Genomic DNA, 13,435 nt, shown 5'->3' with positions numbered 1-13,435 from the left:
AATGGATACAATTTCAACTGCCCCTTATAACTTTATCTCTCATCAATTTAAGAATAATAATACTTCGTTTTTTATTCCTAATACCTTTACCGGTTTAAACTTCGAATTTGTTCGCTCAATAACAGTAATAAAGCCTGATGGTAGAGAGATTATTTTACATACGAATGAAGCAAAATTAGTTCGTGTTTCAGCCTATATTCAAATTACTTATAATCAATTATGGCCTGGCGATTATTTAAAAATTGAAGTTCTAGAAAACCATCGTGATTTATTCACAATCTTAAGTAAAGGTCATACTGATTACGCATTTCCAATTAAATGGAGGCATCGCATTTGATTGGGAGCAGGATGGAATTTATTTCGCCATCTTATCTGAAAATACCATGTTAGAAGAAATATCAAAGGAAATTAAAGCTGCTCTGTATGAAAGAATTCGAGATCCTTTATTAGGATCCTTTTTGAGTGCCTCGCTATTTTGGAACTGGCAACCCATTTCAATATTGCTATTTGGTGAAGAAAATATCGTTTTACGGATTAATTATATTCTCACAGCATATTATTCTAATGCTTTGGATAGGCTATGGAGCATAGTCCCTCCTTTTTCCATCTCTTTATTTTATACCTTTATTTATCCTTTCTTTAAAATATATATTGTTAAATTCACAAGTTGGACTACGAAGAAAATAAAAGAAAGCAAAGAACAATATGAAAATTATTATAGGTTAACTAGTGAACAATCAAATTTATTAAAAAGTAGTTATCAATCTAGAATATCGCAGATTTCGGATTCCGTTGATTTAGAAAGAAGAACTAATGAAGTGTTTGCTAAAGAAATAGAGAACTATTTTGCAATCGCTAGTAATATTAATCTAAATAACGTAAAAGTACGCCGTTATCCTCCTGAAATAAAAGAAGGAAGTTGGGTCTTTGAATCACATGGATCTGTAATTTTAACAGCACAAAATCGATCGGGTAGTATCGGGTTGGTTGTTAAAGTCATCAATGAGAATTATTGTTTAATAATTTCCGAAGGCCGCATTGCAGACATTTTTCGAAGAACATTAGTACCTGGTAAAACTTATTATTTAGATATGTTTAACCCGGGAGAAATGATCGCAATCGAACCAAAAATAGTGTCGTATAAAGTAGGAGTTGCCATTTCTACTACGGTTTTTCAAATAGAATTCTCCCCATTTACTCCAGGTGAATAGAGTTCAAAATAATAGCATTTGATTATCTTTAGCTTTTCTATTTGATCCAGATGCAGTTCCTTCTTTTTTTCCATCTGCAACTTTTTTGAAATGATAATCTTCCCCTTGCACTTGATGAATCAATTTATGCGGTTCTTTCGTTTTTAAATCTAGCCAGGCATCATAATGGTTTGGTAAAATAAAGCCTGGTTGTCTTTTATGAATAACCGACACGTGAGGATTTGAGGGCAACATTACTATTACGACGCCTTGGTAATATTCATATTCCTTGTTTTTGAAGGTGGAGATTATCCCTGCAACTCCAAGTATTTCATTGTTTTTGTAAAAAAATTCGTAACGATCACCCTTATTTGGTCCATCTTCAATCCATTCCCAGTAGGATGTCATTGGTATAATGCAACGATTTGATTTTATTCCAGGGAGCCAAGGTGGATATTTGTATAAGCTTTCATACTTTGCACAAGGATTTGCTGCTTTATAGACCTTTGTTTTTCCGGTACTTTTATCATATACCTCAAGGTTTTTTGCGCCCCATTCGACAAATTCTAATGTACGTTTATCCTCTACTCCTTTAACGACGGGAATAATTCTTGTCGGATTGATTTCTTTCTCTGGTCGGTATTCTCTCTCAATGTGTTCGAGATCTTGATTTAAACCGAATTGTTCAATGATTTGGCTAAGTTCCACATTTAGAGAGTAACGGCCGCACATAGGATTTACTGTGCGATAAGAAGATCAAATATCAATTGATTTTCACGTAACGATTGGAAATATTCTGGAGGAAATATATGTTCTAAGAGTTCCTCAAGTGCCTGTACGAGTAATTCTCGATAAAATTCAAAATGGATCTTTGGTAAAGTCGGCGAGGTTAAGGCAGCTTCTTCCGGTAAATAATCCCTTTTGTTTTTTGCCTTTCGCACAACTAGGTATTTCACTTTTTCGCCAGGTTCGACTTGGATCCCAATTGAATAAAGAATATTCAAAGCTGCCGAAGAAGCGTTATTTGCAGAGTATTCTTCACGGCTTTTAGTAATACTTCGTCTTAGAAAAAGATCAGGAAGAGGCACTTTGCCTGAATACAATTGATAGACAAAATAATCATAAATACTTTCGATTTCATTCTTCTTGGTGATTAACTCACCCTTTGTAGAAGCCGTTGCCATGACTTCCAAAACATGAGTTTGGAATGCCTTAACGAATAGGGGAGTGTCTTTGCGACGGATAAAGATTCCGCGGATTTTGGTTTTTCCAGAAGTGAATTTCCCGAAATATCTATTCACAACGCCGATCTTTGAATCTTGTTTGGAGGCGGGAAAGATTAACCATTCATAGACACCTTCGACTTTCATTTCGATTTTGGTTTTCTCAGTAATTTTAGAGCAGAGCTCCTTTAATTCCTCGTCACTAAACTTTCCGGAGTCTTTCTTTGTTATAAAGAGAGAATCAGTGATGGCGTGAAGAAAGATATACCCACTTTCTTCGGCGACCTCTTTTGCTAAGAGTAGAACCTCACGGCCGATCGCGGTTACGGATTCGTGAGATTCTAAACGGCCAAATTTCGCGTTTCGATATCCTAAGTAACCGAACGAGGTTACGAGCATCCATTTAAGTGCGTTTTGCCTTGCGTCGTATATGGGAGACTCATCCGCAGATTCTTCAATCTGAGTCTTATAAAATTTTCTGCGAACGAGAATGTCCTCTAAAGCGTCGGAAACGACACCACGGCGTTTCTTACAAATATGATAAGAAGTCTCCGGAACCAAAAGTTTGTCGGTATCGTTCTCACAGCAGGGACAATTGATACACTCCGGAGAAATGTTATACTTAGCCATAATGGAAGGGTACATCTGCGAAAAATCTAACTGAGCAACATTCTCTCGAACTGAAACAGATGTGTCGGGGAGGTAAACCAGACCTCCTTTATCCACTTGGAGTAATTCAAACGCAGTTTTCGGTCGTTCAATAGCTGCTTTCTGCCAAGGTACTAAGTAATTCTTACGGATAGCGACATCGGTTTCGATGCAAGTCAACGCGGTCCCTGTACTTGATCTAGCCATTCGCTGGATTGGAAGTCTGGATAGTCTCGCAAGTTCGAGTATTCCGAGTAAAAATGATTCTTTAAAAACGAAACTATTAGAACTATCTATATGAAGCCGTCCAAAAAGAGGGTAGGAAGGGGCTTTATAGATCACTTGGCCGTAGGTTTCAAATGTGGTTCCTTTAGTTATGATTTTTCTCTGAATTGCATTCGGATCCCGATCGAATAAGAGTCGAACTTTTGTTCTTTCGGAAAGTGAGAATAAAAAAGGAAAAATTGCCTGATCCCCATAAGCGCTCAGAATAATATCCGGATCCAGATCTTTTAAAATTTCATTGATCCGACCGAGTAACTTTTTGGCTGTATCTTCAAATACTTCCGCATAAAAATCTTCCTCGTTTGAAAATACGATCGGATTCGATCTCGAATACCCGATCCGATGATTGTTCTTAAACGAAATCTGTAATTTAGAGAAATCGGGGATTTTGTAGTCGCAGGACTTAAGATCCGAAAGACATTGAATACTTTGGATTCTTCCTTTCTCATGTATAACTTTTACGTTTGCGATTGGGAAAATATCCATTTCCAGCATGTACGCGTTTGTGATTTCTAGATCAGAATGGAAGATTTCGAGTTTTTCGTAGAAAGCGAAAAGGTTTTTGTAAATTCTGCGAAGTACAGATGGTTTCGTAAGAACAATCTTTAGGACATTCCGAGGTTTGTTTTCATAGAATGAAATTTTTGTCACTCGTTCCGGCTTTCCATATATGGCTTTCAGATCAAATAGTCTTTTAAGAAACGAATTTTCGTAACGTGGTTCTCCGGAAATGTAAATCGAAGGATAAAATGTGTCCGTGAAAAGTTTTATTTCGTAATTTCCTTTTATCCAGATGTAAATTGTCTCTTCTAATGAATAAACATCGAAGATAAATCCTTCAAAGAGTTCCATTAATTTGTTTCTGTAGTCGAGCTACTACCTTCTTCAGTTCATCTATTTCTCGATGTAATTCAATATTGTGTGAAAGAAGTATAATATGAAATGGTTCCGTGTTTGAAGCCATTACGCCGGAAGCGAGGTTGCTCTTTGCAATACGAAAAATCTCGTCTATGATTTCTTGCTTTGCAGCGGGAAGAGATCGACGATAATTTTTTAGACTTTCTTCTTCAAACTTGAGTATTTGAGAATAGGGTATAACAGTTCTGCCCATCTTCTAACTCCTTATTTGGTTCCGGTTGTTCGATCGTACCGAACGAGTGTTTTAGTTTTTCAATATATGAGGTGTAGAGTGGAGACTCCTTTCTTATCGATTCCGCAATCAGAAATCGAAAACCTTTCGAATGTAGTTTTTGGAATTTCGAGATAAGTATCGAAAGTATATGTTCTTTTTCTTTTGGTTTTACATCCTGATCGAAAAACTGCTTTGCAGGTGAAAGAAATAGCAACAACGGATGACATTTTGGATCGATTGTCCGATCTAACAGTTGTGTAATTGAGTCAAGTAACTGGTAGGGAGTAAAGGCACGCTGAATTTTAATATTGTGTAAAGCAACGAAACGATTCTCCTTCGTCGCTTGGGTTATGCTGAATACATTGAAACGAATCGCGCAGTCGAATACGTGTATGTCTTCACCCGCCATCGATATTTGGGATAAAAGATCGTGTGCTATTTTCCGGGAATTGCTTCCGGATAAAACTGCACTATTACTTAAAGGATGAGATATGATTTCTTCCATTTTCCGCATTTAAACATATACCCGAAAAAAGGTAAACATATAACTGCATAAAATAAGTATAGTATTATGTCAATTATCCGGAAATTCTCCGCCTTTCTATAATTTTAAGACTAAAGGCAGTCTTTTCGGCATTCTTTGAAAAATGAAAAAGCCGGATTTGCAAAGCCAGATCTGGATTAGGATCTGCATTAATTGTTTATTTCTGATCCTTCACATTCTGTATTCATTCGAATTTTAACGCTAAATCCGATTAAATTTTACTAAGGCCCGCCTAATCGGCGTTATATTATCAAAATTTTCGCATTTTTTTGGGTTAATTTTTAAAAAAGTGTATTAATAATTAAAACACTATGGTATATTAGCATAATCAAATTAAACCGAGAAGAAAAAAATGAGAAATCTTGTTAAGGAAATTGAAAGATTAGGAGGCATAAAAGCACTGAAATCCAAGAATAGTCTTCGCCTTCGATCAGAAGGGTATATGGACTTAGTATTGGAGTATGTAGGAAAAGGCCCAAGAAACTTAGATACAATTTCGGTGGCTCATTACTATGAGCAGAATGGTGATCTCATGCGTGATCCGGAAATTGTTTTTGAAATTGAGCAAAAAACAGATGAAACAGGAAAGAACGAACAGATCTTTCATCCCGTAGAATACTGGCAGGATGGATTACCTTTTCTAAATGGGCCTGTAGTCTGGATAGAAGACGGAAAAATTTTATGTAAACCCAATTCAATTACTTCAATTAAATCATTTGCAAAAACCTGGGATCAAAACTTAAAATCTCAAGGATTCTTTGGTAAATAGAATGAATTCAGAAAGGCAAAGGCGAAAATTAAAAACTCTTTCCATTGCGGATCGTATTAAGATCCGCTATGCTTCTTTTTATCCTATATCTTTAAACTACTAAAATCATAGTAGACGAGTATATTTCTTTAGCAATAATTAGAATCGAAGAACGTAAATTCTCATTTTCGTATTATGAGAATGTCTTTACTATTAAATAATATTAACGAGATAATACCGATTAACCTAGTAGGAGCGATCGGACAATGGACCGATCAAAAAAGAATAACAAATTAAGGAGTACATCTTTGAAAATATCAATTACTTCCCATGAGCAATCTGACAAATATCGGGAAGTTGATTGTGCTTTTCATCGGGCTTATATCGAAAAAAAAATAGAAGAATATGGATTACGTGGTCTAGCAAGAATCCTTAAAGAAAAACTAGGTGAGAAAGAAGCACCGAATGCCGGTACAATTCGCAATGCCTTGACTAGAGATAAATATCCACCTATCTATAGAATTAGTAAGCTAATTAAGAATGCGCTAACTTAGCGAAATAGTAAGAAATTAAGTGTTTTTACCCCTATCCCTCATTTCTAAAATTTTCGCAAAACCTAAAGCCCAATTAACCCCATCGGTAATGGATTGCCTTTCTTGAAATTCTTCGAAAGTGCTTACATTGTCAGAAATAGGATCTTTTTTCTCGAAAAGTGTAAATTTTCCGGGATTATATCCTCCGTCACTAAGGTTATCAATTTTGATTATAGCTTCTTGGAGAGTATAGAATTCATCTTCATTCTCCGGAAACTCCTCTGGATCTTTCCCTTCATTTTGATAACGCATTCTATATCGAAAACTTTCTGTCATAAATGAAATCCTTTTAGATTGGCCTTTCGACCGTCCCGATAATTTCTTTTTCAATTTACGATGATCCCGGATAATGCTGAAACGCCGGAATATTTTCAATACAGTACACAGGAATAGAATTATTGAAAGGATAATCCTCTGAATGAGCTGGCATTATTCAGCGGTGCTGGTGGCGGAATTCTCGGAAGTAAGCTCCTCGGGATTCGAACAGTGTGTGCAGTCGAAATCGAACCTTATTGTATCGGAGTCCTTATCCAAAGGCAGAATGATCGCATTCTCCCGCCTTTTCCAATTTGGGATGATATTCGAACCTTCGACGGAAGACCTTGGCGGGGCATTATTGACTTGGTTTCGGGAGGTTTTCCTTGCGAAGGCATTTCTGTTTCCGGAAAAGGAGCCGGTATATCCGGAAAACGATCTGGATTGTGGAAGGAAATGTTTAGAGTCATTTGCGAAGTACGACCTAAATACGTTCTCCTGGAAAATTCCCCAATGCTTACTAGGCGAGGAATGGAAGTCGTTCTCGGGGACTTGGCCTCCGTGGGGTTCAATGCGGAATGGGGAGTGCTCGGAGCGAACGACACCGGTGCTCACCATATCCGAAAAAGAATCTGGATATTGGGCTACTCCTACAAAAATGATGAGAGGATTGGCATCGAAAGGGGATATAGAAAAGTTTCTGAGAAAAAGCGGAGAAAGAACGGACACAATATTCAAGTGAGTCTACAAGACCAAGTCAGGGATCCGCGTCTATGGCCGAAAAACAGATTTTCGCCGAACTATCTAAAGGAGTGGGAAGGAGAGAGACTTCTTTTCCAAAGTTCTCAACCTCTTACGAAATCGAAAATGGCCCACTGAACCCAGATTGGGTCGAATGGCTCATGGGGTGGCCCGTCGGTTGGACCGGATTAAAGCCCTTGGAAACGGCCAAGTACCACGCGTGGTTCAACTCGCATGGTTTATTTTGAATGGGAATTTGAATAATTAGAAAGCGAACAAAATCATTCTAAGATAAATTCAATGTTGTGAGATTTAATAGCTCGCTCAAAAATCTTAGAGCCGTTTTCGATTTTTAAAAGTGGAGATATTTTTTATTTTTAAGTGTTGGCAAATTACCAACAATGATTAATAATGACACCACCAAAAGGGTGGCACCCTAAACCGCCGGAGAAAAATTATGGTAAATGACGACCTTGGGAAAGAGGTAAAAATCATTAAATCGGATGTGGACAAGATCGCTTTTCAGTTAATTGTTCATACAATTAATCAATTTAGAGAAAGAATAGGTATATACTTAGAGCCTAAAACGATCGAATTCCGCAAGATAGTTGTCCTTGCAAACCCGGAAGACTTAAATGTAAAATTAAAAAAATTTGGAGATTTTGAATACGTCGTAGAGGCCAAAGTGTTTTCAGGCACAGATAGTTGGATTCACGTCGATGGCATTGCAGCCGAACGGGCAATGTGCAGGGAAAAAGGTGATCTAAATCACGAGTGTTTCAAAATTGTCTGCTTAACGGACATTTTTGATAGAATTTAAAAATTATAATCGCCCTTTCATTCATTGGAAGGGCGATTCTATAAAAAGTAGAATGAAATGAAAGAAATTAAAAATCATCTCGAAGCTAATGAAGCGATAGATAGAGGATATGAATTTCACAAAAAATATATTTTAAAACAGATTGAAATATTTGGTGTTCGTGGCCTTGCGAGAGAAGTTAATATTAAAGCTAAGAACAATGACGATAAAATTAATTATTCTACAATGGCACATGCTATTGCGAAAGACTTACGAGAAACGATTATGGAATTATCAAACAAAATAAAAAAAGTTTTAGGGTAAAAATCCCCGGTGCGATTTTAAAAAGTGAAAGTAACGCAGATAAATCTGTTTTCACTTAATATATTTTACTTATTCTACGGCAAATTTCCAATAGTAAATCTACTTTTGACCTTTCCAATTCCTTTGCAGCGTAAAATCTATGAAGATTTCTAGACAAATAAGTTTTCCTTTCTAATTCAAGTTCGCGTGAGTCGGTAATATGAAGCGATAGGTTCTCTTCGGTTCCAAAATCTTTAATTGCTTGATCTATATATGCAAGTGAAAGGTCTTCCAATTCCGTTTTAAGGGACTTTATCGTTTCAAAATATATACGGTCTTTCACAAATAATATTCCTTATATTGCATTGTGAATAAATATTAATTAGCAGGTAGGAGATCAAGAAAATTCGGTTTGAATCAAAATCCTATACCTAAAATAAAAACTTTTCACCGTCGATGTGAGTTGATTCGTAAATTGACAATTAATGAGATTGTCCTATATTGAGTTAAAATGGATCAAAAAGAAATTCTATTAAAAATCCAGAGCATAGAAATGGAGTTAATGACTCTATCCGAGTCTATTTCTATGAATCCGAAAAGAGAGATTATTACAGCTATTTCTTATATGGGGAAAGCTAAGACAATTATGGCTGAAGAAGAAAACCAGCGTAAGTGGTTGGCCGGAGAAAATTAAAAGCTTCAATTAATTGACCAGAGTTAGTCCAATTCCCCTACGCTAATTCATCCGAACCAAACACTTTCTCAACAGGTCCAGAAATTTTCCCCATTAAACACCTAATTGGCAAAGGGTTCCAAAGAGGAAATAGGCTTTCACAAAAGACCTAATAAAGAGGGGTTACAAGTACCGTGCTATATTAAGTTGTTCTTATTAACTATGAGGAGTATGATAAAGGGCTATAGGTGGAGAAATATCAGAACTGGACAATTAATCTAGCAAATATTCTTTTGTTCGAATCTCCTTAGAATTATCGAACAGTCCATAGTAGAACATTCCATCTGTGCGAGGGTCCATAAAGATTAAAGTAAATTTTTCACCGCGGTAAATCCATTTATCATAAAAGTGTTGCTTAAATAAATAACAGGCATAGTAAACAAGCTCTTCCTCTTCATACTCTAAGACATTTATTCCTGCAATGTACTTACGAATTGTGATATCGCTTAGAGAGAAAATGATTTGATCTTCTTCTCGATCCAAATCCACATTCCAATAAAAATCTGTTTGGTCACTTAGTGGACATGAAACCCAATCTTCTTCAAATCCTACATGGTCATAGATTGCTTGTTTTGCTTTGAAATAATTTTCTACTAAATTAATCATATCTTTGGGCAAGAAATTCGACTCAAATTATCGAAAATACTTCTTTGAAGTCAAGTACACTGTATTTAATGAATGGATCGGCCCGAAAAGCCACGGACTTGTAATTCAAACCTAGGTAACTTCCGGAGAAGGGATATTTTGTGTGGGATCGTAATTAGTAATTTTGAAAAGGGTCTCGTTTATTCCGTCTAGTGGGACTTCTTCAACCAATTTTGTAGAATACCATTTCTCTGATTTCTCGTTCCGTTCTTCTCTTGTAATTCGGATTAAGTATTCTTGGTGGGCGTAGCTGAATTCAATATATGCAGAGTAAATATTAGTGGAATTTTCTAGGAAAATGATTTCGAGGAAGTTTGGGAGTTCTTCGGTGTATTTTAGCTTTTTGATACAACGTTGCTGAAAGGAATAATCGATTCCGGCGAGAATTTCCAATTGAACAGGAGTGATTGCGTGGCCTTGCACTGTTCCAGGTTGCTAAGGCAGTGGATTCTGTATAGGAAATTCGGGGATTGTGGGTAACGCGGGGTAGGAGTAGTAAGCGTATGATTGCTACAAAGAATAGAATGGATCTGTTACTTCAGTGACACATTTAACAAATTTCGCGGATCGTTATTTTTGTTTATATTACGTTTTCAAGCTATACGAGACATAATATTTACTGAATGAGACATAATAGCGATTATCGGAAGTGAATGGTATTTCTTGAGGAAACTAAGAATTCTCTATCTAGGTTTCGCCGTCACCATTTGCTGAATTTACTAAAACAAATCTTTTAATTCATTAAACACAATTATGTTTTTTGCTAATATTTATTTAGAAACTCTATTTTCTCTGCAATTGAATTTAACGGTTTAATTTAAATTGAAACTGCTGTTTCTGAAGAGTTTATCAATTGCTACTTTATCCATAGATCTTTTTTGCTCGAAAAAACACTTTATCAATTCTAAAGACATTATATTTGAGCACTGGAATAATTCTTAATAGCATAAGTTATGCGAAATAACAACGTGTGTGTATCGAAACGAATAAGATATCGCTAAAAATTTAGCCAAATACAGAGCGTCCGTTAATTTTGTAATTGACTGAGGCCAAAAAATTCAATTTAAATTGGCATCATGAAAAAATTGATGTATGTGCTGTTAATCCTTGGTTGCATACTCGAGTGCAATAGAAACAAAGATGACAAAGAAGTATCATTTAAAATGAGCAAAAACGAAGAGACTGTTTTGCAGAAAGACCTTCAAGAAATGCTTCAACCATTGGGATGCGGTTTTACATGCTGGGACTGCAAGGATCCACAAGGAAATAATACTAGGTGTTGTGGGATACAGTGTACAGGCAAGCCAATCCAAATAAAAAAATTCGAAGCGTCATCACTGAAACCTTCTCTCAAAGGAAATGAAATGTCCCTGGCACGGGCCAGTGCGATGAGTTGTCAATATCACTTGGTGTGTTTAAAAGGATTGAACACATACGATGGATGTACGGATTCCTGGGTCGCCTGTCAATACGCAAAGTCGGAATTGGAAAGGAACGGTTACACATGCTCTTGTAATTGGTGGTAGGACCAGTTATTTCGCATAACTAAACCTATTTTTACTATTGGGCACTAAAGTTAACCAATAATAGATCGTTCAGAGCCTTATTTTGTTACTAAGGCTCTGGATTTACTTTTCTTTGCCAACTCACGAGCTTTCATCAAAGTTGCATTATAAGGCTTCATTTCACCACTGACGAGAACATACGGTAATTTCCCTGTTTTCATTAGTAAATGGATATTCTGCCTCGAAGTCTTTAATAAACCCGTGAGGTCCTCTACTCTGATCACTTCTGAGACTGTGACTTCTCTGGAAGCAATTATAGCTTTTACTCGAGCGACCTCTTCGTTTATTTTTGCCTGGGATTGCCGTGTATAAATTACATCACTGCAGGCCGAACAAAAATAACCGTCAAGATCCTTCACATACACTGTTTCACCGGATTTATGGACTTTTGCAGCAAATTTAAGATTCTTCCTATACTGCATTGAATCCAAAGCCCCGCAAGAAGGACAGTCTTTCCATACCTTCTCTTTCATCTTACCGCTCTCTTAATAACCCTAATATCTATATTCTAAAATGACTTTCTCTAACTTCTCCAGCTAGAAAAACAGATTCTCAATCTAATCAAATGCTAAACTACTTTCTACCAAATAGATGAAATGAAACTATAACTCCAAAATTCTCTCGAATCTGAAGTTTAATGTACGCTTCCTCCTTGCTTTCTACTATAATCTGCTTATAAACGTCCAAAAATTCGTCCGGGAAATTTTTCGATGGATTTGACTCCACGAAATTTGCCGAAGACAATTTTAAAACCTCCGCTAAAACTTCGTCTTCGCTTAGACCGAATTCTTCTAGAGCGTCCTTTTGAGCCTGAGAAGTCACAACCGCTTTTCCGCTTCGAATTAGATCCTTTATCTGTTCGAGCGAAAACCTAGGTTTCCGACTTTTCATATTTATTAAATTTAGACTTATTATATTGACAGTGTCAACAGTTTAAAAGGAGGTTTTTTATAAAATTTTATAAGTAAAACCTTACTTTGGGTTGATTCCTAACCGAGAGAAATCTAAAGAAAATAACCGTTTTTCTCGTATGGGATCTTCGCCAGGAGATATTTCGTTTCCGCTGTCTATTATAACAATTCGGCTAGTATCTACTTGTTCCTTTGATAGTTCCCGAATCCTATCAACAACCTCAGCCATAGTTAAGAGCTCACTCTCGTCCGGTTTTTCAGAATCTTCGAAAATAGTATCGTAGCGAATAAAAAATAAAGGCTGAATTTCTTTACTATCCATATCTGAATTCATATCCTAAACAAAAGAAAGTGGGATCCCATTTAGAATTAAATTACTGTGGCAAAGGACATGTAATGTAAAGCCAGGTATCTATAAATCCGTCTCGAATCGAATACCGGTAACCTGTACCAGAGCGCTCTATTAACCCCTCTTCACTCAATTTGCCAATAAAATAATTTCCGTAAGTGTCTTTTACAGCCAATTCACGACCAATTTCCGGAAGGTTTGGAAAACGGAAAATTCCGTCGTTTAGTGTATCTAAATATACAAAATTTATAATTTTACCATCCGTTTTAGAATACACATACCCTGATTCTGAGACGTTAATGAGTCCTTCGGAATCGATTTGTCCTATAAAATAAGAATTCGATATTTCACGAAATAATATAGGCTTCCCTTTCCTTGGGATATTCCCGGCATAAAATTTCTGCCACGGGAGTTTCCAGTTTGGAACAAATTCTTTTAGATTAGGATTCGAAGTTACGCTAGACTGCATTCTTGCTCCTTTATCCAATTTTCAATATGTGCAGGTTCCAAGTAATTAAAAAAATGCAAGTTAAGCGCACATATTCAAAAATAAAAGGAACGGTATAACACGTTAGTTTATCAGATAATAGTAATGTTATGTGTTCCCAAGTATACTAAACTATATTATGAATGTAATACGTTGCTCTTTGTCAAAAATGCCTTTTTCCTTTTCCCTCTGGACAAAAACTATATTCCGTCGAATATGGCGACTAACACAGATTAGGCGCAATTATTAAAGGAGGGTTGCCGATGAGGCAAAATAGAAATAAT

Annotated in this window: 20 protein-coding genes; 8 read left to right on the top strand and 12 right to left on the bottom strand. The window is 36.3% G+C overall.

Annotated features, from left to right (window positions below; all coding sequences use genetic code 11):
• Position 1: 1 nt before the first annotated feature.
• Both LEP1GSC185_RS10330 and LEP1GSC185_RS10325 read left to right on the top strand, forming a co-directional pair.
• The gene (locus tag LEP1GSC185_RS10330; protein ID WP_232298438.1) at positions 2 to 337 is read left to right on the top strand and encodes a hypothetical protein; all 336 of its coding nucleotides are present in this window, start codon (positions 2 to 4) and stop codon (positions 335 to 337) included.
• A gap of 46 nt (positions 338 to 383) precedes the next feature.
• Positions 384 to 1,211, top strand: a complete 828-nt coding sequence (locus tag LEP1GSC185_RS10325) for a hypothetical protein (RefSeq protein WP_008596676.1) — start codon at positions 384 to 386, stop codon at positions 1,209 to 1,211.
• Positions 1,212 to 1,214: 3 nt separating this feature from the next.
• Here the strand turns inward: LEP1GSC185_RS10325 and LEP1GSC185_RS10320 are convergent, their stop codons facing one another.
• The 4 genes from LEP1GSC185_RS10320 to LEP1GSC185_RS10305 are packed head-to-tail and all read right to left on the bottom strand — an operon-like array spanning position 1,215 to position 4,983.
• A complete protein-coding gene (locus LEP1GSC185_RS10320) occupies positions 1,215 to 1,922 on the bottom strand; it encodes an SOS response-associated peptidase (RefSeq protein WP_008591824.1) in 708 nt (235 codons plus the stop codon).
• A gap of 5 nt (positions 1,923 to 1,927) precedes the next feature.
• Positions 1,928 to 4,198 (bottom strand): DNA polymerase domain-containing protein, encoded by a 2,271-nt coding sequence (locus LEP1GSC185_RS10315; protein ID WP_008591843.1) that lies wholly within the window; start codon positions 4,196 to 4,198, stop codon positions 1,928 to 1,930.
• Complete coding sequence (locus LEP1GSC185_RS20365; RefSeq protein ID WP_008591859.1) at positions 4,185 to 4,457, bottom strand: DUF8156 family protein; 273 nt, start codon at positions 4,455 to 4,457, stop codon at positions 4,185 to 4,187. Before LEP1GSC185_RS20365 ends, LEP1GSC185_RS10315 begins: the two co-directional genes overlap by 14 nt.
• A complete protein-coding gene (locus LEP1GSC185_RS10305; protein ID WP_024864103.1) occupies positions 4,414 to 4,983 on the bottom strand; it encodes a hypothetical protein in 570 nt (189 codons plus the stop codon). The genes LEP1GSC185_RS20365 and LEP1GSC185_RS10305 overlap by 44 nt, the downstream gene beginning before the upstream one ends.
• 391 nt (positions 4,984 to 5,374) lie before the next feature.
• Between LEP1GSC185_RS10305 and LEP1GSC185_RS10300 the strand changes: the two genes are divergently transcribed.
• Both LEP1GSC185_RS10300 and LEP1GSC185_RS10295 read left to right on the top strand, forming a co-directional pair.
• Positions 5,375 to 5,791 carry a DUF6908 domain-containing protein gene (locus LEP1GSC185_RS10300; RefSeq protein WP_008591877.1) on the top strand — a complete coding sequence of 139 codons (417 nt, stop codon included), beginning with the start codon at positions 5,375 to 5,377 and terminating at the stop codon, positions 5,789 to 5,791.
• A 287-nt stretch (positions 5,792 to 6,078) separates the two neighbouring features.
• Entirely contained in the window at positions 6,079 to 6,324 is a 246-nt protein-coding gene (locus tag LEP1GSC185_RS10295) for a hypothetical protein (protein ID WP_232298435.1), read from the top strand.
• 15 nt (positions 6,325 to 6,339) lie between these two features.
• Here the strand turns inward: LEP1GSC185_RS10295 and LEP1GSC185_RS10290 are convergent, their stop codons facing one another.
• A complete protein-coding gene (locus LEP1GSC185_RS10290) occupies positions 6,340 to 6,639 on the bottom strand; it encodes a hypothetical protein (protein ID WP_008591894.1) in 300 nt (99 codons plus the stop codon).
• Between the two features lie 210 nt (positions 6,640 to 6,849).
• On the opposite strand from LEP1GSC185_RS10290, the gene LEP1GSC185_RS10285 reads away from it, so the two are divergent.
• From LEP1GSC185_RS10285 to LEP1GSC185_RS10270, 3 genes are all read left to right on the top strand, one after another.
• Positions 6,850 to 7,497 carry a DNA cytosine methyltransferase gene (locus LEP1GSC185_RS10285; protein ID WP_232298434.1) on the top strand — a complete coding sequence of 216 codons (648 nt, stop codon included), beginning with the start codon at positions 6,850 to 6,852 and terminating at the stop codon, positions 7,495 to 7,497.
• Positions 7,498 to 7,816: 319 nt separating this feature from the next.
• The gene (locus LEP1GSC185_RS10275) at positions 7,817 to 8,179 is read left to right on the top strand and encodes an LIC_13246 family protein (RefSeq protein ID WP_008591818.1); all 363 of its coding nucleotides are present in this window, start codon (positions 7,817 to 7,819) and stop codon (positions 8,177 to 8,179) included.
• A gap of 57 nt (positions 8,180 to 8,236) precedes the next feature.
• Positions 8,237 to 8,482 carry a hypothetical protein gene (locus tag LEP1GSC185_RS10270; protein WP_008591832.1) on the top strand — a complete coding sequence of 82 codons (246 nt, stop codon included), beginning with the start codon at positions 8,237 to 8,239 and terminating at the stop codon, positions 8,480 to 8,482.
• A gap of 55 nt (positions 8,483 to 8,537) precedes the next feature.
• On the opposite strand, the gene LEP1GSC185_RS10265 is transcribed toward LEP1GSC185_RS10270, so the two are convergent.
• Entirely contained in the window at positions 8,538 to 8,804 is a 267-nt protein-coding gene (locus LEP1GSC185_RS10265; protein WP_008591862.1) for a hypothetical protein, read from the bottom strand.
• A gap of 168 nt (positions 8,805 to 8,972) precedes the next feature.
• On the opposite strand from LEP1GSC185_RS10265, the gene LEP1GSC185_RS10260 reads away from it, so the two are divergent.
• Positions 8,973 to 9,155, top strand: coding sequence for a hypothetical protein (locus LEP1GSC185_RS10260; RefSeq protein WP_008591873.1), 183 nt, complete (start codon positions 8,973 to 8,975; stop codon positions 9,153 to 9,155).
• A 252-nt stretch (positions 9,156 to 9,407) separates the two neighbouring features.
• Here the strand turns inward: LEP1GSC185_RS10260 and LEP1GSC185_RS10255 are convergent, their stop codons facing one another.
• The 6 genes from LEP1GSC185_RS10255 to LEP1GSC185_RS10225 form a co-directional block, all read right to left on the bottom strand.
• Positions 9,408 to 9,800: a hypothetical protein gene (locus LEP1GSC185_RS10255; RefSeq protein ID WP_008591892.1), complete on the bottom strand. Its 393-nt coding sequence runs from the start codon at positions 9,798 to 9,800 to the stop codon at positions 9,408 to 9,410.
• Positions 9,801 to 9,911: 111 nt separating this feature from the next.
• Positions 9,912 to 10,262 (bottom strand): hypothetical protein, encoded by a 351-nt coding sequence (locus LEP1GSC185_RS10250; RefSeq protein WP_008591913.1) that lies wholly within the window; start codon positions 10,260 to 10,262, stop codon positions 9,912 to 9,914.
• Positions 10,263 to 11,442: 1,180 nt separating this feature from the next.
• Positions 11,443 to 11,877: a type II toxin-antitoxin system MqsA family antitoxin gene (locus tag LEP1GSC185_RS10240; protein WP_008591814.1), complete on the bottom strand. Its 435-nt coding sequence runs from the start codon at positions 11,875 to 11,877 to the stop codon at positions 11,443 to 11,445.
• Between the two features lie 100 nt (positions 11,878 to 11,977).
• On the bottom strand, positions 11,978 to 12,295 hold the full coding sequence (locus LEP1GSC185_RS20310) for a type II toxin-antitoxin system MqsR family toxin (protein WP_008596670.1): 318 nt from the start codon (positions 12,293 to 12,295) through the stop codon (positions 11,978 to 11,980).
• Between the two features lie 81 nt (positions 12,296 to 12,376).
• Entirely contained in the window at positions 12,377 to 12,637 is a 261-nt protein-coding gene (locus tag LEP1GSC185_RS10230) for a hypothetical protein (RefSeq protein ID WP_008596668.1), read from the bottom strand.
• A gap of 52 nt (positions 12,638 to 12,689) precedes the next feature.
• Entirely contained in the window at positions 12,690 to 13,133 is a 444-nt protein-coding gene (locus LEP1GSC185_RS10225; protein WP_008591884.1) for a hypothetical protein, read from the bottom strand.
• Positions 13,134 to 13,435 lie beyond the last annotated feature (302 nt).

This window comes from Leptospira licerasiae serovar Varillal str. VAR 010 (assembly GCF_000244755.1).
GTDB classification, from domain to species: Bacteria; Spirochaetota; Leptospiria; order Leptospirales; family Leptospiraceae; genus Leptospira_B; species Leptospira_B licerasiae.
This window is presented reverse-complemented; position numbering and strand designations above follow the sequence as displayed.

Excerpts from the sequence above, each read along its gene's own strand:
- LEP1GSC185_RS10225 (WP_008591884.1), bottom strand. The coding sequence starts at position 13,133 with ATGCAGTCTAGCGTAACTTCGAATCCTAATCTAAAAGAATTTGTTCCA.
- LEP1GSC185_RS10230 (WP_008596668.1), bottom strand. The coding sequence starts at position 12,637 with ATGGATAGTAAAGAAATTCAGCCTTTATTTTTTATTCGCTACGATACT.
- LEP1GSC185_RS10255 (WP_008591892.1), bottom strand. The coding sequence starts at position 9,800 with ATGATTAATTTAGTAGAAAATTATTTCAAAGCAAAACAAGCAATCTAT.
- LEP1GSC185_RS10320 (WP_008591824.1), bottom strand. The coding sequence starts at position 1,922 with ATGTGCGGCCGTTACTCTCTAAATGTGGAACTTAGCCAAATCATTGAA.
- LEP1GSC185_RS20310 (WP_008596670.1), bottom strand. The coding sequence starts at position 12,295 with ATGAAAAGTCGGAAACCTAGGTTTTCGCTCGAACAGATAAAGGATCTA.
- LEP1GSC185_RS10315 (WP_008591843.1), bottom strand. The coding sequence starts at position 4,198 with ATGGAACTCTTTGAAGGATTTATCTTCGATGTTTATTCATTAGAAGAG.
- LEP1GSC185_RS10260 (WP_008591873.1), top strand. The coding sequence starts at position 8,973 with ATGGATCAAAAAGAAATTCTATTAAAAATCCAGAGCATAGAAATGGAG.
- LEP1GSC185_RS10275 (WP_008591818.1), top strand. The coding sequence starts at position 7,817 with ATGGTAAATGACGACCTTGGGAAAGAGGTAAAAATCATTAAATCGGAT.
- LEP1GSC185_RS10300 (WP_008591877.1), top strand. The coding sequence starts at position 5,375 with ATGAGAAATCTTGTTAAGGAAATTGAAAGATTAGGAGGCATAAAAGCA.
- LEP1GSC185_RS10290 (WP_008591894.1), bottom strand. The coding sequence starts at position 6,639 with ATGACAGAAAGTTTTCGATATAGAATGCGTTATCAAAATGAAGGGAAA.
- LEP1GSC185_RS10305 (WP_024864103.1), bottom strand. The coding sequence starts at position 4,983 with ATGGAAGAAATCATATCTCATCCTTTAAGTAATAGTGCAGTTTTATCC.
- LEP1GSC185_RS10330 (WP_232298438.1), top strand. The coding sequence starts at position 2 with ATGGATACAATTTCAACTGCCCCTTATAACTTTATCTCTCATCAATTT.
- LEP1GSC185_RS20365 (WP_008591859.1), bottom strand. The coding sequence starts at position 4,457 with ATGGGCAGAACTGTTATACCCTATTCTCAAATACTCAAGTTTGAAGAA.
- LEP1GSC185_RS10325 (WP_008596676.1), top strand. The coding sequence starts at position 384 with ATGTTAGAAGAAATATCAAAGGAAATTAAAGCTGCTCTGTATGAAAGA.
- LEP1GSC185_RS10240 (WP_008591814.1), bottom strand. The coding sequence starts at position 11,877 with ATGAAAGAGAAGGTATGGAAAGACTGTCCTTCTTGCGGGGCTTTGGAT.
- LEP1GSC185_RS10270 (WP_008591832.1), top strand. The coding sequence starts at position 8,237 with ATGAAAGAAATTAAAAATCATCTCGAAGCTAATGAAGCGATAGATAGA.